Source organism: Lysinibacillus sp. NPDC048646, from assembly GCF_050272295.1.
Lineage (GTDB): Bacteria > Bacillota > Bacilli > Bacillales_A > Planococcaceae > Lysinibacillus.
Window position 1 is genome coordinate 278,562 of sequence record NZ_JBNNLZ010000003.1, and the last position, 17,748, is coordinate 296,309.

Consider the following 17,748-nt stretch of genomic DNA (forward strand, 5'->3'; position numbering starts at 1 on the left):
TCCTCCAAAGATTATTTATTTAATAGGTAGTTAACTAATTCTGAAAAAGCGATCTTTTGTTGCTCGCCTGATTCCATATGCTTTACAGCTGCTACTTGCTCTTCAAGCTCTGTTTCACCTAGGACTATGGTAAATTTAGCGCCTAAACGGTCAGCTGATTTCATTTGTGCTTTCATTTTACGGTCTAAATAATCCATTTCCGTCGAAATACCTTTTGCACGGAATGAACTTGTTAGCTCTACAGCTTTTAGTTTCGCTTCTTCACCCATAGCAATCATATAGACGTCAAGTGATGATGCTGTATCCAGTTCCACATTTTCTGCTTCAAGTGCTAATAATAAGCGCTCAATACTCAATGCAAAACCGATTCCCGGTACGTTTGGTCCACCGATTTCTTCTACTAAGCCGTTATAACGACCACCACCACAAAGCGTTGTAATGGAACCGAAACCTGCAGCTGTGGACATAATTTCAAATGTTGTGTGATTGTAGTAATCTAGACCGCGTACTAGGTTTGGATCTACCTCATACGTAATACCAAGCGTATCTAAATACGTTTTCACCTGTGCAAAATACGTCGCTGAATCCGCTGTTAAAAAGTCCGTTAAAGCAGGAGCAGTAACCATTAATGGATGCTCACGATCTACTTTACAGTCTAAAATGCGCAGTGGATTTTTTTGTAGTCGGTTTTGGCAGTCTGAGCAAAACTCTTCGATATGTGGCTCGAAGTGGTTTATCAATGCTGTACGATGAGCATCGCGCGTTTCTTTGTCTCCAAGTGAGTTAATCACTAATTTTAAGTCCTTTAAACCTGCTGATTCGTAAACATCCATCGCCAGTGCAATGACTTCCGCATCGATTGCTGGATCTGCTGATCCGATAGCTTCAACACCAAATTGCACAAATTGACGATAACGACCAGCTTGCTGACGCTCATATCGGAACATTGGTCCTAAATAGGAAAGCTTTACAGGTTGATCTGGCGCACCAAACATCTTATGTTCCACATACGCACGGACAACACCAGCTGTATTTTCTGGACGAAGCGTTAACGAACGACCACCACGATCTTCAAATGTATACATTTCCTTTTGTACAACATCTGTTGTTTCACCGACACCACGAGCAAATAATTCTGTTTGCTCGAAAATTGGTGTACGAATCTCGTTGTAACGATACACCCTGCATAAATCACGAATAATCGCTTCAACCTTTTGCCATTTTTCGGATTGACCAGGCAAGATATCTTGGGTACCACGTGGCACTTTAAAACTCATGGAAATACCTCCTCTATTGATTGCTTATGAACGAGTTTACCTTACTGGATTGAGTGAGTCCTTCGGGTTTTTTAGCGACTACACAGCGGATTGAGCAACTCTTTCCAATCCAATAAAAAAAGCCCTCGCCTCCTTGCATAATTGCAAGGGACGAGAGCTGTATAAGCTTCCGCGGTTCCACCCTAGTTGACGCAAAAACTACATGCGCCCTCCTCATAATCGGATAACGGCCGATTCCGTTTTTTCCTACTAAGCAGTCCTTTTCAGAAAAAAGCCTCACAAGTGTTGTTCACGCTATACATTTTTGTAGGAAAGATTGCAGCCCAGGTCTTTCCCTCTCTTTTCCAATAGAGGTATACGCTACTCGCTTGGTCATAAGCGGTTAATCATTTTTTGATTACCCTTTATGTTAGTCACAACGACAGGTATTGTCAACTGTTTTCGTATTTTTCATGCAACTGTTATCAAAACAACAAATTCCATTACCTTTTTCCCACGAACAAATCAATAATTTCATGGTAAAATAGCACAAGAATAGGAGGAATCTGATGACGACAAAACTTTTACATTTAACCATCATCTTCGTACTATTGCTAACGATTACGATTCCAAGTATATACGATGGTCAAAGGGCTCTTGCCGACACCAGTGATTTAAAAGTAACAGGAACAATTCTTCATTTACGCGAAGGACCGGGACTTTCCTATCCGATTATCACGACGTTAGAAGAAGGTGACTTGCTAACTTCTATCGGTCGTGAGGGTGATTGGATTCAAGTAAAAACAGGGGACCATGAAGGTTGGGTGGCATCTTGGCTGACCGCTTCTATAAACGCCGAACAAACCATAGAAAAAACAGTTATCTCGCAGGTTGATCGTCTGAATATACGAACAGAGCCAGATATTTCTTCAGCAGTTCTTGGACAACTGCCAACTGGTAATCAGGCAATTTTAATAAAAGAAAGCGGCGAGTGGGCAAAAATTAATTGGAATGGACTAGTTGGTTGGGTATCTTCAAGCTATGTTACGATTAACGAAACAACGGAAAAAGCACCCGATGAACCAATAGTTGAAGTTTCTACTTCAAATGACAGCAAAAGTACAACCTTTACCGTTTTAGTTGATTCACTAAATATCCGTAAAAAGCCAGATTTAACAGCTAAAAAAATAGGGACCATTACCAAAGGACAAACCTTTAAAGTACTTGCTCAAGAACATAACTGGGTACAGATTCAGTACAATAAAAAAAAGACAGGCTGGGTATACAGCTTCTACGGTACGTTTTCAAATACAGTGAAGACTACCTCTAAAACTTCATCTGCTAAGGCCCTAGAATCTGTCACAATCATTTACAACGGGACAAACCTACGTACTGATGCCACAACAGCAGCAGATGTGGTTGAACGTGTAGACGCTGGTGAATCTTTTCAAATTGTCGGCGCTAAAGATGATTTTTATGAAATCCAGTTAGATGGCAAAACTGCCTTTGTAGCAAATTGGGTCGTTTCTACTTCCAAAAATAAATCGATAACAACAGAAGAAAAAAATGAACCACGAAAGAAAGGTACATTAAATGGTATTACCATTGTCGTTGATGCTGGACATGGCGGTAATGACCATGGTACGACAGGACTACGTGGGACTGATGAAAAAAATATCACCTTAAAAACAGCATCCTTACTAGCATCAAAGTTAAGTGCCGCTGGAGCAAATGTCGTCATGACACGTGAATCAGACGAATATGTTGCGCTTCGCAAGCGAGTTTCAATTGGCCATCAGCATGAGGCTGATGCATTCATAAGCCTTCACTATGATGCAACTGATAATAGTGCCATTTCTGGATTTACCACTTATTATTTGAGCGGCAATCAGCAAGGACTTGCGGAATCTATACATAGTGGACTTGCAAGTAAAATTGATTTAAAAGATCGTGGTACTCAGCAAGGTAATTACCTAGTACTACGTGAAAACCGCCAAAAAGCAGTATTAATTGAGCTTGGCTTTTTAAGTAATGCAAGTGAGGAACGGGTTATTACCACTGAAAAATTCCGTGAACAAGCAACGCTAGGCATCTATCAAGGTATTCTTGATTTTTTTGAGGTAAACGATTGAACCTCCCACGACTGAAGTCACGAGTGTTCTCGTCGAATCAATAAAAATAAGCACAGCCATTTTCGGTGGCGTGCTTATTTTTTATATGTTCTCCATTAAACGCTTCGCAATTTTATTAAACTCCTCTGGACCAATACCCGGAGCAAATTCTTCTGGCATCTCATCTAAATTAGGAATATCGTAGCCTTTTGGTGAGCCTTCCTGTACATATAAACGTTGACCAGAGGTAGGATTCGTCCCTTTCCAAATACGATCAATATCTTTATAATCCCCCACATTATTCCATGTAAACAGAACATTACCATAGCCCATATCCTCATACTTTCGTGCATGATCGAATACACGGTTATCAAGATTTGGAATTGGAATCAACTTAGAGACCTCTACACCGGTTGCCATTTCAAGCGCTCTCGCATAAGCAAGGACATGCGTTCCACCACGGACGAGTAAATAACCGATCAATTCTCTTGCTGTTGGATGATTGGTCATTTCATAGACACGCATTTTATGGGTTCTAGCACCGCACTCTAAAAAGAAATTATGCAATAAATCTAATACTAGATTACCACTCGTAAAAACATTCGACCCTGTCCATGGCATCCCCATAGAATCAACAGCAAGTGATGTTTGAGCAGAGGCAATAAATGCTGCCGTTGAGCGCATGTCCTTGCCATTTTGCAATGGTGTTAAATCAGGGGGTGCGGTAAATGAAGAACCTTTGTTCAGTAAGTTTATTGTATTCGCTACAAGCTCGACATGTCCAAATTCCTCAGCGGTAATACTTGCAACCAAATCATAAAAAGGCTTTAATTTCTTTTTTCCGCGAAAATTAAAAGATTGATACATATAATTATTTAATGTCGACATTTCGCCAAATTTCCCACCAAGTAGCTCTTGTACCGCACTCGCTGCATTCGCGTCACCATACTCGACCTCAGGTAAATCAATCAGCAATTTATTTACACGTTGAAACAAAAAAGCACCTCCATTTCACACTATGAGAAAATGAAGGTCCTTATGCACTTATTTTCTTCTCGTTGCCAATGTAACCCATACAATCTCCTCCATACGAATAAAGAAGGGTGTACGGCAAACCTCTACAACGATATGGTCAGGTAAAACAGAGGTTAAAATACCTTGCTGAATATTTTTCCCTGTTTGAACGACAATTGCCTGGCCAATCATCATTCTTATTGTTTCATATAAATATGGATTCGATATGCTTCCTAACTGCGACATTAAATATGCACTTCCTTCCAACAAACTAACCATTCTTTTTAGTGTATGAAGGAATAACAGGAAATGTACCTTTAGTTTATTTTGACTCCAGAAGTATCGTTACAGGCCCATCATTCGTAAAAGCAACGTCCATCATTGCACCAAAAACACCTGTTTCAACCCGCAACCCCTGTTCGCGCAAAGCATCATTAAAGGCCACCCATAATGGCTGTGCTACCTCTGGTCTTGCTGCACCTGTAAAACTCGGACGATTTCCTTTTTTTGTTTCCCCATACAATGTAAATTGTGAGACGGATAGTATGGCTCCTCCGTGCGCTAAAATGGAATGATTCATTTTTCCTTCAGCATCTTCCCATAAGCGTAGATTAGTGATCTTTTTTGCTAAATATGCTACGTCCTCTGTTGTATCTTCATGGGTAATGCCAACAAGAAGAACATAGCCTTTATCGATAGCGCCTGTTACTTTTCCGTCAACAGTAACAGATGCCGATTTACTACGTTGTAATACCACTTTCATTTTTTAAAACCTCTATTCTTTCAAAATCTGTACCTGCCACTTTAAGTACATAAAAGCACTGTGTACCAATCACGAAGCTAAATATTCGGCGTACATTTACCCGCGACTTACTTGAAGTCAATAGCGCTAGCTCTACTTAATAATATTAATTGATGACACGTTGCACAGAATAAATATCAGGAGTTTGTTTAATACGTTCTACAACTTTATGCAAATGTGAAATATTTGAAATGGAAATTGTTAAATGAATCGTCGCAATTTTATCGCGATCTGCACGACCACTAACCGCTAAAATATTTGTTTTTGTTTCACTCACAATATGCATGATTTCGTTTAAAATGCCCGGACGATCAAATGCGGATACTTCAATATCGACAGGATACTCTTTTTTCTCGGGCGTTAGTCCATGCTCCCATTCAACCTCGATTAAACGCTCCTGCTCATCTTCCACTTGGATATTCGGACAGTCTGCACGGTGTACAGAGACACCTCTTCCTTTTGTAATAAAGCCGACAATCTCATCACCCGGAACAGGTGTACAACAGCGGGATAGACGAATGAGCATATTATCGATACCCTTCACGATAACGCCCGACTCTGTACGTTTTTGCGGAATTGGATTTTTCATTTTTTGCTCAATTTTTTCTAGAGCTTCTTCCTGTTCACGCTCTTTACGGCGTTTTTCTGCTAAACGATTGACAACTTGTTGTGCAGTAATACCATTTACACCAACAGCTGCGTATAAATCATCTTCATTTGTATAGTTAAATTTATCGAAAACGCGTTTAAAGTTTTCTGCTGACATTGTTTCTTTCATGTCAAAGTCTTGTGCACGAATTTCTTTTTCTATCATCTCTTTACCTTTGATGATATTTTCTTCACGAAGATGGCGCTTGAAAAATTGCTTAATTTTGTTCTTTGCTTGTGACGATTGAGCAATTTTTAGCCAATCACGGCTCGGGCCAAATGATTGTTTTGATGTTAATATCTCGATAATGTCACCTGTTTTCAGTGGTGTATCGAGCGGTACCATTTTGCCATTAATTTTCGCACCGATTGTACGATTTCCGACCTCTGAATGCACTCGGTATGCAAAGTCGATAGGTACTGAACCAGCTGGCAATTCAATGACATCTCCTTCAGGCGTAAAAACATACACCATATCTGAGAATAAATCGAATTTTAAAGATTCCATAAACTCCTCTGCATTGGAAGACTCGTTTTGGAATTCTAAAATTTCTCGGAACCATGTTAATTTTTGATCGACGTTTTGTTTTTCGCTATCAATATTTTTACCTTCTTTATACGCCCAGTGTGCTGCAATCCCGTACTCCGCAATTTTATGCATATCCTTTGTACGAATTTGCACTTCTAGTGGGTCACCATAAGGACCAATTACAGTCGTATGCAGGGATTGATAAAAGTTTTGCTTCGGCATCGCGATATAGTCTTTAAAGCGTCCAGGCATCGGCTTCCATAGCGTGTGAACAATTCCTAACACAGCATAGCAATCTTTAATGCTATCAACGAGTACGCGTATAGCTAATAAATCATATATCTCGTTAAATTGTTTCTTTTGCAACACCATTTTACGATAAATACTGTAAATATGTTTGGGACGACCATAAACATCAGCATCTATTTCGACATCTGTCAGCTGAGATTTCATTTCACCCATGACATTGTCTAAATACGCTTCACGTTCATCTCTTTTCTTCTTCATAAGACTAACGATACGATAATATTGCTGTGGGTTTAAATAACGAAGTGCTGTGTCCTCCAGCTCCCATTTAACGGTAGAAATCCCCAGGCGGTGCGCAAGTGGTGCAAAAATTTCAAGTGTCTCTTTGGAAATACGGCGTTGCTTTTCAGCAGGTAAATGTTTTAACGTACGCATATTATGCAAACGGTCTGCCAGCTTAATTAAGATGACACGAATATCCTGTGCCATCGCCACAAACATTTTACGATGATTTTCTGCCTGTTGTGCTTCTTTCGATAAATATTTGATTTTTCCAAGCTTTGTCACGCCGTCAACGAGTATTGCTACTTCTTCACCAAATTCACGGACCAAATCCTCACGTGTAACTTCTGTATCTTCGACAACATCATGTAAAAAACCAGCAGACACTGTCTCAGGATCCATTTGTAATTCTGCTAAAATACCAGCTACTTGCACTGGGTGAATAATATACGGTTCACCAGAGCTACGGAACTGCTCAATATGCGCATCTCGTGCCAGTTCATATGCTTTTTTCACGAATGCGACATTTTCTTCATTCATGTAGGATTTGACTAAATCAAAAACGTCTTCAGGAGTCAAAATTTGCTCTTTCGCCATAACATGTCCACCTTGCCCGTCAAATTTTTCAGATTAGATATAAATTTAATTGTATAAAAAATAGAGGTCGATTGTAAAGGGACTGTGTCATATAGTTTAGTTATTCTCGTGAACAGCTTGCAACATCGGAAAAATTACCCATTATAATAGATAAAAAGACCCTCCTTGATGCTGGTAAGCTTCACAGAGGGTCTTGATGTATGTTTAGTTTGCTTTATTATATGCTACAGCAATTTTCGACCCAATTACTGCATTATTTTTCACTAACGCAATGTTCGCATCCAGGCTCTTACCTTCTGTTAGTTCTTTCACTTTACCAAGTAAGAATGGTGTTACGTTTTTACCCTGAATACCATTTTCTTCAGCTTCATGTAATGCTTTTTCAATGATGTTCGTGATGAATTCGTGCTCTAGCGCTTCAGCTTCTGGTATCGGGTTTGCAATAACCGCACCGCCACGTAACCCTAATTGCCATTTCGCACGAAGCATCGCTGCAACTTCTTCAGGTGTATCAGCTTTGAAGTTTACTTCAAACCCACTTTGTCGTGTATAGAATGCTGGAAGTTCATCCGTACCATATCCAACTACTGGTACACCTTTTGTTTCAAGATATTCAAGTGTTAAGCCAATATCTAAAATTGACTTCGCACCAGCACAAATTACCGCTACATTTGTTTGTGATAATTCTTCTAAGTCTGCTGAAACGTCCATAGTTGTTTCTGCACCACGGTGTACACCACCAATACCACCTGTAACGAAGATTTCAATGCCTGCAAGCTCTGCACAAATCATCGTTGCGGCAACCGTTGTTGCTCCTAATTTTTTTGTTGCTAATAAATAGGCTAAGTCACGGCGTGAAGCTTTTGCCACACCTTGTGCATTGCCAAACATTTCAAGTTCTTCTTCTGATAATCCGATTTTAATTTTACCATCGATTAATGCGATAGTAGCTGGTACTGCACCGTTGTCGCGAATAATTTGCTCCACTTCACGCGCTGTTTGTACATTTTGTGGATATGGCATACCATGAGAAATAATTGTTGATTCTAATGCAATAATTGGTAGACCTTTCTCTTGACCCGCTTTTACTTCTTCTGATAATACGATGAATTCTTTCATGATGTTATTCCTCCATTTCATTTTTCAATAATTCTTCTGATAATTCAGGTCTTACAGTGTACGGAGACACCAATGTTTTTTTGGCGTTTGTTAAGCCCGCATCTATACACGTTGCTAAGGTTTGTCCCCTTAACCAACTATGAATGACCGCACTAACAAAGGCATCTCCAGCACCGGTAACATCTTCAATTTTTTCTATGGCTTTCGCCGCAAAATGACTTGGTGCATTGGAAGTTGACGCTGCATATACGCCTTTTCCACCTGCTGTGATAATCACATGTTCAGCCCCTAATAGTAGAAGCTTCTGTAACGCTTTTTCATAATGTCCTTCGTTGTCAATCGCATGACCGACAATCGTCTCTGCCTCATCTGTATTACAAATAAACCATGTGACTCCTTGCAATGTATCTGGAAGTCGGTTCATTTTCGGTGAAGATACCGGTACAATTACTAGTGGAATTCCACGAGCAATCGCTACTTGTTGAATGTACACCACTGTTTCTTTCGGACAATTTAAATCCATAATAAAGCAGCCGGCATTCATCAGCATTGCCTCGTATTGCTTTAACAAACTTGGCAATAATAAGTCATAGACTTCCATATTGGCAACGGCTAAGGCAAGCTCGCCCTGCTCATCCATAATTGCGGTATACGAACCCGTTGCAGCTTCAGGTAGCTGTTCGACATAGCGTAAATTCATAAATGGTTCTGAAGCTTCCTGAATTACCAGCCAGTCAGCATCTTTTCCTGCTGTTGTCAGTAACGTAACCTCATGGTTTAGACGCCCTAAGTTTTCAGCAATATTTCGACCTACGCCACCTACACTAAATGAAGAGCTGGCAGGATTTGATGTGCCAAGCTGCACAGTTCCCTTTACATGAAATTTACGGTCAAGATTTGCGCCACCAATGCAAATAATCTCATTTTCCTCGGGTAAAATATAGGCACGACCTACAATTTTGCCCTGCTTCGTTAAGCTCGACACTAAATTTGCAAGTACCGGTCGAGACAAATTCATTTTATCTGCCATCTCTTGCTGAGACATAAACGGATTTTGGCGAATTAATGCGAGTACCGCCTGTTCTCTTTCATTCATAGCATCACCTTTTGTTATATTTGTTTATATTATAAACTTTTGTTTAAATTAAGTCAAAAGATTTCCTTCACTTAAGCAAATAATTCAAAAAAACAGCCTGAATGCTCTTTTTAGAGATTAAGGCTGTTTTTTTGCTTATTCAGTTAGTATGTAACATCGATAACTCCTTCAATGCGGAATTAAATTGATGTTCGACTCTATACCATCATTCTTATATCGTTACTGTATTTGGTTTTTGTTTTTTTACAATTATCACAAATAGACTTGCTAATACACAGAAAACACCAGCTAAGAAAAATGCCCATGTGTAAGAATCGAAAAATTTATAGATTAAACCGCCGCCGTATGCAGCAACCGCTGCCCCCGCTTGATGAGAAGCAAAAATCCAGCCATAAATAATTCCACTTTTAGTAGTACCAAAAATCTGCCTTGAAATACTAATTGTTGGTGGGACAGTTGCAATCCAATCTAATCCGTAAAATACTGTAAAAATAACGAGCAAAGTAAATGAACCTTGCACTAATGCATAAGGTAGTATTACAAGGGCAGCTCCTCTAAGTAGATAATACCAAAATAATAACCATCGATTATCGAAACGGTCAGATAGCCAACCTGATAAAGTTGTTCCAACTAGATTAAAGATCCCCATAAAAGAAAGAAACGAAGCTGCCGTCACTAAAGGAACTCCGAAACTTATACAGTATGAAACAAAATGTGTCCCAATTAAACCACTCGTTGAAAGCCCACATATAAAGAAGCTACCAGCTAATAGCCAAAATTCTTTCACTTTCACAGCGTGAAAAAGACCATTGAAGGCAATAATAATAGGATTATTCTTTTGCGCTACATCGTTGACTGCTATTTCCTTTTCAAGTCCATAAGGAAGAATGCCAACATCCTTTGGTTTGTTTTTCATAAAGAAGAAAATAATAACGAACATGATGGAACTTAGAATCATAATTAATCCAATCGCCCATCGCCATGAGTAATTTTCTATAATCATCGCCAAAATAGGTAATAGAATTAACTGACCTGTTGCTGTACTTGCTGTTAATATTCCTACTGCAAGCCCTCTTCTTTTCTCAAACCAATTGTTTGCCACATAGGGACTCAAGACCGTTAAAAAAAGGCTTGCACCTAGACCGATAATAAAGCCCCATATGATGATTAACTGCCATGCTTGATTCATGAAAAGAGTTAGCATAATACCAATTATTAATGTCGCCATCGCAGCTAACATCATTTTCTTTAAGCCAATTACTTCAAGTAATGCTGCCATAAATGGACCTGATATCCCATATAAAAAAAGACTAATTGCAAAAGCCATTGCAATCATTGATCGATCCCAGCCAAATTCTTTTTCGAATGGACCTATAAACACGCCTGATGATGACAATGTAATCCCAGCTGCAATAATTGAGAAAAATGTAATGACAAGGATAAACCAACTATAGTGAATACGTTTCATGACTCCACCTACATTTCTCCAAAGTATCTAACAATAAAGGATATTTCTAATTTTTCTTGCTTTCCAAATTTTCCTAAGTTATATTTAGTGCTGTAAAATTCCATCCTTTCCTGCCAACGTTTTTTCATCTCCCTATAATACATGTATATACATGTATTATCTCAAAAAATAAAGACGAGCTATAACTTTAAAATATATGTATATACATATATAATGATAGGTATAGAGTTTTCCACTGTCAAGAAATAAATTCCACTATTATTAACCATCTCATTTCACATGATAAAATAACATCAAGTTTCCCTTAACTTGAAATAACTCAAAAGGAGTTTTTTTATGGATAAAGAATTCACTATCCTCGACTATACACAGGTTTGTGTGTGTGCGAACCTTAGAAAAAAGACAAGAGTCGTTACGCAAATGTATGACAAATTGCTCCAACCTACTAATTTAAAAATTACCCAATATTCTATGTTGGCCAATATCGATCATCAGAAGGCGGTTTCAATCAGCAAATTAGGTGAGATTTTGTTACTTGATCAAACTACAGTTACTCGTAATGTAAATTTACTGAAACAAAGTGGCTATGTTGCTATTACTAGAGATAAACAAGATGCTAGAACAAAAATTCTTTCACTAACCGATACAGGTATTAAAAAACTAAATGAAGCCACTCCTATATGGCGTGAACTACAGGAAAGAATTATCAATGATATTGGTCCAGAAAAATATCAGGACTTCTACGAAACACTAAGACACATACAAAAAATCATTAAAACCTATGATTAATAATCGATAATTTCAAAAAAAATGGCTGTCTATAAGTTTTTTCACTTATAGAGACAGCCATTTTCATAATTTTTAGTATTGAATTAAGGTCTTCACATTTAGATCGCCAAGTTTTGCACGACCATTTAGTTCAGTCAGCTCGATTAGGAAAGCACAGCCAACAACCTCACCGCCTAATTCTTCTATTAAACGAACAGTCGCCTCCACTGTACCGCCAGTTGCCAGTAAATCATCACAGATTAATACTTTTTGTCCAGGCTTAAGAGCATCTTTGTGCATTGTTAATGTATCTTTACCATACTCAAGACCGTAGTCTGCACTTACCACTTCACGCGGTAATTTTCCTGGTTTACGAACAGGAGCAAAGCCAATTTCAAGTGCATAAGCAACTGGGCAACCAATGATGAAGCCACGCGCTTCAGGACCTACGATAATTTCCGCGCCTACTTCTTTTGCGTAAGAGACGATTTGGTCTGTAGCATATTTATATGCAGGTCCGTTATCCATAATTGTTGTAATATCCTTGAAGCTGATGCCTTCCTTCGGCCAGTTCTCAACTGTTGTCACGTATTGCTTTAAATCCATTTTGATGTTCCTCCTACGAAACTTTTTTCGTATTTTAATGTATTCGTTCATCAAACCATTGCTTTAACTCTATATAAGGTGCATATACAAGCTTTTGCTCTATATCTATCTGTTCTGAACGTTGTTTGTAAGACGGTGCTTCCGTAAGCGCTGTTTTTGGTGCATTCACGTTGACAGTCGTCAGTCCACTCTCCATTTTAACAAAATCCAGCTCAAAAAACACCTGTGTCATAAATTTTAATGCATCTAACGGCCAGCCTGTATGTTTTGCTAAATCTGGCAAATGCATAGTAAGCGGAAATGATGGACGGTTTTTCAAAAATTTATAATACCAAGTAAATTGCTCACGCGTAGGCATACCGTTGAAATACTGGGAATCAGGCATATAAAAATGCGCATAAATACGAGAAGGCGCCGTTTTTTGTAATACATTTTCTAACAATTGAACGTTTTGCGGCAAATCAAGTAACACAATATAACTTGTTTGCGACACATTTGAAAGTGCTACATCAACAAACAAAATTGGCACACCAAGAAGTGACTGATAATATGTCACCGTCTCAGGACGGAACGCTATAAAAGTTGCCTCCTCTTTTGGTACAGTGTTTAACCAACGTGAAGTTTGACGAATGCCACGAATATCAAATAATTGCCACTCTGTCGTTTGCACGTCCTCAATCATAAACTGAGGCTTTTTACGTCCTTGCCACTCATTAATCTGAAGATCCCCAATAAAAGATACTTTAATTCCATATGTCAGTTCATCATGTAGATTTCCTTTATTAAAGCCAACACTATCTAATTTGTCATAGCCATCCGTTAATTCCATTTTAATATGATTTTCAGCAGCACCAATTTTACGCATTGTAGCTATTTCAACATCTTCTAGTACATAAACAGGTTTTGGGAAATCCGTTCCAAACGGGCCAAGCTTGGCAATTTCCTCAATAGCATCCGCGGATATTTCATCAATCTTGAGCGGAATATCAATATTGAGTATAGGTGTCAATTGCTCCTCTGTTAAACAAGCTTTTGCCTGTGCATCTAATCTTGCTCGTAGTTCATCTACATGCTCCACTGGTAAGGTCATACCTGCCGCCATCGGATGTCCACCAAAATGCGGTAAAATATCTCGATTCTTCGCCAATTCATTAAACAAATGGAAACCGTCGATACTACGCGCCGATCCTTTTGCGATGCCTTTCTCAAAGTCTAGTGATAGAACAATAGTCGGACGATAATAAAGCTCTACAAGACGAGATGCTACAATTCCGACAACCCCAGCATTCCAGCCCTCTCCAGCAACAACTAATACCAGTGACTTGCTCATTTTTTCGTCCGCTTCAATTAACGCAACAGCCTCATCTGTAATACTTTTCACAATATCTTTGCGCTCCATATTACAAGCATTCAGCTGTTTCGCTAATGCCGATGCCTTTGTACCATCCTCTGCCATTAGGAGCTCTACGCCTGGTGCTGCTTCTCCTAAACGACCAATTGCATTTAAACGCGGACCGAAGTAAAAACCAATTGTTTCTTCATTAATTTTTGATTGATCTGCACTTGCTACCTCACACATTGCCTGTACCCATGGGCTTAGTGAGCGGCGCGTTTCTTCAATCCCACGCTTTACAAGATAACGGTTTTCATCGACTAATGGCACTAAATCCGCTACCGTGCCAATCGCTACAAACTCAAATAAATGCGTTGGTAGTTCCCCGTATAAAGCATGCGCCAATTTAAAGGCCACACCCACACCTGCAAGTTCGCCAAAAGGATAATGCCCTTCCGGCACGCGAGGATGTAAAATAATATCCGCTGGTGGTAGTTCTTCACCTGGCTCATGGTGATCTGTCACAATGACATCCATACCAAGCTCCTTCGCCACTCGAATCGGCTCAATGCCGGAAATACCATTATCCACAGTAATAATTAATTGCACACCCTCTGCATGTGCTTCGCGGAATAATGTTTCATTCGGACCGTAGCCGTGCAAGAAACGGTTAGGTATTTTAAAGGATACATCTGCACCAAGATCAAGTAACACATTGACCATCACCGTCGTACTCGTGATACCATATAGTGATAGGTAAACCTTTGAAATTATCTCCAGCTTTTCCCCCACTTCACACCGTGCGTGAGACTTTCACCTCACACGGCGTTCCATCGAAAACATTCAAAACTTTTGTAATCTACATAACTCAACACAATTCACGTATTTCTTGATTATGCTCTAATTGTCCAAATTAGATTGTTATTGTTTCTAGCTCTAGTTTCTTTCTTAGCGTATTTAACTTATTTAACATCTTTGTATTCGTTATTAAAATTTTGTACTTCGAAATTACTTCTTCATCATTTGCATGTACCAGAATGTGGATATCTTTATCAACTAAGCAGAGGTTCTTATATTCGTCAGTACCACCTTGCAATCGTGGTACTTTATGATGACAGTGTACCATCATCGGATTTAATTCATTACCAGTAACATGGCATTTCCCTCTTTGTGCACAATATAATGCAATACGATTATCATTGTATTCTACACTTCTTTGCGGAATCGGATGTTCCATTAAGAAACGAAGTGAGCCTATATCAATCGTAGATAGATTTTTATGAATTTCTTCTCTACCTTGTTTCGTATAAGCATTTACCACATTCCGTTTCATCATCGGGCTTTTGTGTTTAATGTACCCAATTGGTAGAAACGGTGCTTTAGAGATAAATCGAATCTGTTTGCTTTTTCCATATTCCTTTTTAATGAAATCTGATGTAATAACACCTGTTTTCTTGATTCGCCGTTTCATTCGATGGTCTTTTAAACATGCATTTACTTCATATGCAATGTTACCCATATCCTCGGCTATCATGGTGGCAATACGGAAATATTGATGAAGTCCTATTACAGTTGAGTTATAAAACGCAATTTTTCTTGCTTGGTCGTTTGAACCGCTATCATAACGGATACCATTAATAATTTCTTTTAGGTTATCCTTAGTGCGTTTTACAGCTTTGTCACACATATGACTTTTAACGACCCATTTGTTACCTTTTGGAATTAATTTCATTTTGATTCCTAGAAATTCAGAATAGTCTTTTTTAAGATTCACGATTTTTGATTTTTCTTCGCTAATTTCTAAGCCAAGTCTATCTTTCAGCCATTTTTGGACTGCAATAAATAACCTTTTCGCATGATTTGGATTACTACAGAATATTTTAAAATCATCTGCGTATCGAACAATGTAACATTCCTTTAATCGGGTTTTCTTTAGATGGTAATACTGATTTCCTTTATCTATTGAATTCCCTCTATCTTTTCGGATAGTTATTTTATCCTCACAAATCGGAATAGTTTCCCATTGACTTTCAATCCATCTATCCAATTCATTGAGAACAATGTTAGAAAGTAAGGGAGAGAGAATTCCTCCTTGTGGTGTACCTATTTCGTTTTCAATGATTTGTCCATTTGGCATTTTGATTTTGGCTTTTAGCATTTTTGAAATAATCGTGAGTACATTTTTGTCCTTGATTCCCAATGTCCACATTTGTTTTAATAACTTTGCATGTGAAATGTTATCGAAAAAGCCTTTAATGTCAATGTCAATTACATAAGACATTTTTGATTTTTGTATGAGTCGATAACTTTGAGCAATTGCATTTTCTACGGAACGGTTTGGTCTAAATCCGTGACTCCTACCTGAGAATTTCGCCTCTACTATTGGTTCAAGAACTTGTAAAATACATTGCTGGACTATTCTGTCCCATATTGCTGGAATTCCTAGTGGTCTTGTTTTTCCATTAGGTTTTGGTATATCAACTCGTCTTACTGCTTTAGGTTTATAATCTCTTAATTTATTTCTGACATAGAAGATAAATTGCTCCTCCGTAAGCTTCGATACATGTTCGATTGTTCGTCCATCTACACCTGCTGTTTTACTGCCAGTATTTTTCTTAATATTACGATACGCTAATTTAATGTTTTCAGGCGAACTAATAATGCCCATTAAGTTTTTAAAACTACTACCTTTTGAACTTTGGTCATACAGCATATCAAATGTTGCTTGCATACTGTAATATTCCGCATTTCTTAATTTGGACTTTTTAACATGTTTTGCGATTCGTGAATTTGCCACAGACATCAACCCCTTTCTCAAGTGGTGATTCTATTAGTCATACTCGAATCTGTGATTTGTTATGCATTTATAAGTTCTTTGAAAGTTCCGACTAGAGCCTATCCCTCCACCGCTTGTTATCCCGGTTTCACTGGTACTATGGCTCCACTCTCACGGAAAGTTAATCGATTTTAATAGGTTATATCCTTTATATATCGAACTGTTTCATAGGTAGGCTAATACCTCCACATCTTCCGCTTTCCACGTTCCAATTTCTCTATCCTTACATATACATATATCCTTAGGTTTCTCCTATAGTCCTGTATGCTTGAACTTGCCTATAACAAGCTATGGGTTTTCATAACGCACGATTTTTACTCACCCACACATACGATGGCACTGCCACCCATTGCATTTCTACAATGTCTACGTCTAGACCTGTACATTCAGAGATTCGTCAGTGCTAATATAGCACATTCTAACCATAGATACTTTATGGACTCCCGGCATATAGGATACACCATCTACCTCTAGACAGCTTTCGTGGCTTACTGTGAATATTTTTTTAGTTTTTCACATCGTAAACTTACGGTATCTCTCTGCCGACTTCACCGAGCTTCATACTTTGCTACTTAACCTTAGCAAAAGCATGTCGGAGTATCAGAGTAGGCGTTTCAAGGCGTTACCCTCTCATTCCACCTATCAAGAAATCAGTTCTCCTAGGGAAATTAAGCGACTCCCTAGTGTCTAAGCTTTTCACTTAGAAACGTGTCGCACCGGCATCATAATCTCCATATATTAATATTTTCTCACCATTTTCGAGTGCTCGTTCGATATGTGCCACTGCTTCCGCCATGCCATGCATTAAAAACGGGTCATGAATATTTGTTTCTGTCATATTTAATAAACTTTCTGCTGCTGCAGAAGTTTCACAGCCACGTGCAGCTAAAATTTTTGCCGCAATCGCAGAAATTTGTAAGTCATTTTGTAATGCTTGTACAAGTTGTGCGTCTGGACGCTCTACTTGCCATCTCTTTTTCGATAGAATCATTTTTTCACTTCCTCACGAAGGCTATTATACCTAAAATCGACAAGGC

At 38.7% G+C, this 17,748-nt stretch carries 13 protein-coding genes, 1 pseudogene and 1 other annotated feature; of the genes and pseudogenes, 2 read left to right on the top strand and 12 right to left on the bottom strand.

Translation table 11 applies throughout. The features are described 5' to 3' along the window. Positions 1-11: 11 nt before the first annotated feature. On the bottom strand, positions 12-1,277 hold the full coding sequence (gene hisS / locus ACQKII_RS05935) for a histidine--tRNA ligase (protein ID WP_427457243.1): 1,266 nt from the start codon (positions 1,275-1,277) through the stop codon (positions 12-14). 143 nt (positions 1,278-1,420) lie between these two features. Further along, positions 1,421-1,662, bottom strand: a binding site (T-box leader). 163 nt (positions 1,663-1,825) lie between these two features. On the opposite strand from hisS, the gene ACQKII_RS05940 reads away from it, so the two are divergent. Beyond that, positions 1,826-3,388 (top strand): SH3 domain-containing protein, encoded by a 1,563-nt coding sequence (locus ACQKII_RS05940; protein WP_427457245.1) that lies wholly within the window; start codon positions 1,826-1,828, stop codon positions 3,386-3,388. A gap of 81 nt (positions 3,389-3,469) precedes the next feature. Here ACQKII_RS05940 and ACQKII_RS05945 read toward each other — a convergent pair whose 3' ends face one another. From ACQKII_RS05945 to ACQKII_RS05975, 7 genes are all read right to left on the bottom strand, one after another. Then, positions 3,470-4,363: a manganese catalase family protein gene (locus tag ACQKII_RS05945; RefSeq protein ID WP_427457247.1), complete on the bottom strand. Its 894-nt coding sequence runs from the start codon at positions 4,361-4,363 to the stop codon at positions 3,470-3,472. A gap of 48 nt (positions 4,364-4,411) precedes the next feature. After that, on the bottom strand, positions 4,412-4,627 hold the full coding sequence (locus ACQKII_RS05950; RefSeq protein WP_143995572.1) for a DUF2642 domain-containing protein: 216 nt from the start codon (positions 4,625-4,627) through the stop codon (positions 4,412-4,414). Between the two features lie 76 nt (positions 4,628-4,703). After that, on the bottom strand, positions 4,704-5,144 hold the full coding sequence (gene dtd, locus ACQKII_RS05955) for a D-aminoacyl-tRNA deacylase (RefSeq protein WP_427457249.1): 441 nt from the start codon (positions 5,142-5,144) through the stop codon (positions 4,704-4,706). A gap of 145 nt (positions 5,145-5,289) precedes the next feature. Beyond that, complete coding sequence (locus ACQKII_RS05960; RefSeq protein ID WP_427457251.1) at positions 5,290-7,485, bottom strand: RelA/SpoT family protein; 2,196 nt, start codon at positions 7,483-7,485, stop codon at positions 5,290-5,292. 204 nt (positions 7,486-7,689) lie between these two features. Then, positions 7,690-8,604, bottom strand: coding sequence for a pseudouridine-5'-phosphate glycosidase (locus ACQKII_RS05965; RefSeq protein ID WP_427457253.1), 915 nt, complete (start codon positions 8,602-8,604; stop codon positions 7,690-7,692). 4 nt (positions 8,605-8,608) lie between these two features. Beyond that, positions 8,609-9,700, bottom strand: a complete 1,092-nt coding sequence (locus ACQKII_RS05970; RefSeq protein WP_427457255.1) for a carbohydrate kinase — start codon at positions 9,698-9,700, stop codon at positions 8,609-8,611. 211 nt (positions 9,701-9,911) lie between these two features. Then, positions 9,912-11,168, bottom strand: a complete 1,257-nt coding sequence (locus ACQKII_RS05975) for an MFS transporter (protein ID WP_427457257.1) — start codon at positions 11,166-11,168, stop codon at positions 9,912-9,914. A gap of 336 nt (positions 11,169-11,504) precedes the next feature. On the opposite strand from ACQKII_RS05975, the gene ACQKII_RS05980 reads away from it, so the two are divergent. Next, on the top strand, positions 11,505-11,957 hold the full coding sequence (locus tag ACQKII_RS05980) for a MarR family winged helix-turn-helix transcriptional regulator (RefSeq protein ID WP_427457259.1): 453 nt from the start codon (positions 11,505-11,507) through the stop codon (positions 11,955-11,957). A 72-nt stretch (positions 11,958-12,029) separates the two neighbouring features. Here ACQKII_RS05980 and ACQKII_RS05985 read toward each other — a convergent pair whose 3' ends face one another. The 4 genes and pseudogenes from ACQKII_RS05985 to ACQKII_RS06000 form a co-directional block, all read right to left on the bottom strand. Continuing rightward, positions 12,030-12,542: an adenine phosphoribosyltransferase gene (locus tag ACQKII_RS05985; RefSeq protein WP_427457261.1), complete on the bottom strand. Its 513-nt coding sequence runs from the start codon at positions 12,540-12,542 to the stop codon at positions 12,030-12,032. Between the two features lie 34 nt (positions 12,543-12,576). After that, a pseudogene (gene recJ / locus ACQKII_RS05990) lies at positions 12,577-14,619 on the bottom strand (single-stranded-DNA-specific exonuclease RecJ); the annotation flags it as partial. Between the two features lie 169 nt (positions 14,620-14,788). Beyond that, a complete protein-coding gene (gene ltrA / locus ACQKII_RS05995; protein WP_427457263.1) occupies positions 14,789-16,606 on the bottom strand; it encodes a group II intron reverse transcriptase/maturase in 1,818 nt (605 codons plus the stop codon). 805 nt (positions 16,607-17,411) lie between these two features. Next, positions 17,412-17,702 carry a single-stranded DNA-binding protein gene (locus ACQKII_RS06000; RefSeq protein WP_427457265.1) on the bottom strand — a complete coding sequence of 97 codons (291 nt, stop codon included), beginning with the start codon at positions 17,700-17,702 and terminating at the stop codon, positions 17,412-17,414. Positions 17,703-17,748 lie beyond the last annotated feature (46 nt).

Excerpts from the sequence above, each read along its gene's own strand:
- ACQKII_RS05980 (WP_427457259.1), top strand. The coding sequence starts at position 11,505 with ATGGATAAAGAATTCACTATCCTCGACTATACACAGGTTTGTGTGTGT.
- ACQKII_RS05975 (WP_427457257.1), bottom strand. The coding sequence starts at position 11,168 with ATGAAACGTATTCACTATAGTTGGTTTATCCTTGTCATTACATTTTTC.
- ACQKII_RS05970 (WP_427457255.1), bottom strand. The coding sequence starts at position 9,700 with ATGAATGAAAGAGAACAGGCGGTACTCGCATTAATTCGCCAAAATCCG.
- ACQKII_RS05940 (WP_427457245.1), top strand. The coding sequence starts at position 1,826 with ATGACGACAAAACTTTTACATTTAACCATCATCTTCGTACTATTGCTA.
- dtd (WP_427457249.1), bottom strand. The coding sequence starts at position 5,144 with ATGAAAGTGGTATTACAACGTAGTAAATCGGCATCTGTTACTGTTGAC.
- ltrA (WP_427457263.1), bottom strand. The coding sequence starts at position 16,606 with ATGCAAGCAACATTTGATATGCTGTATGACCAAAGTTCAAAAGGTAGT.
- ACQKII_RS06000 (WP_427457265.1), bottom strand. The coding sequence starts at position 17,702 with ATGATTCTATCGAAAAAGAGATGGCAAGTAGAGCGTCCAGACGCACAA.
- ACQKII_RS05965 (WP_427457253.1), bottom strand. The coding sequence starts at position 8,604 with ATGAAAGAATTCATCGTATTATCAGAAGAAGTAAAAGCGGGTCAAGAG.
- ACQKII_RS05960 (WP_427457251.1), bottom strand. The coding sequence starts at position 7,485 with ATGGCGAAAGAGCAAATTTTGACTCCTGAAGACGTTTTTGATTTAGTC.
- hisS (WP_427457243.1), bottom strand. The coding sequence starts at position 1,277 with ATGAGTTTTAAAGTGCCACGTGGTACCCAAGATATCTTGCCTGGTCAA.
- ACQKII_RS05950 (WP_143995572.1), bottom strand. The coding sequence starts at position 4,627 with ATGTCGCAGTTAGGAAGCATATCGAATCCATATTTATATGAAACAATA.
- ACQKII_RS05985 (WP_427457261.1), bottom strand. The coding sequence starts at position 12,542 with ATGGATTTAAAGCAATACGTGACAACAGTTGAGAACTGGCCGAAGGAA.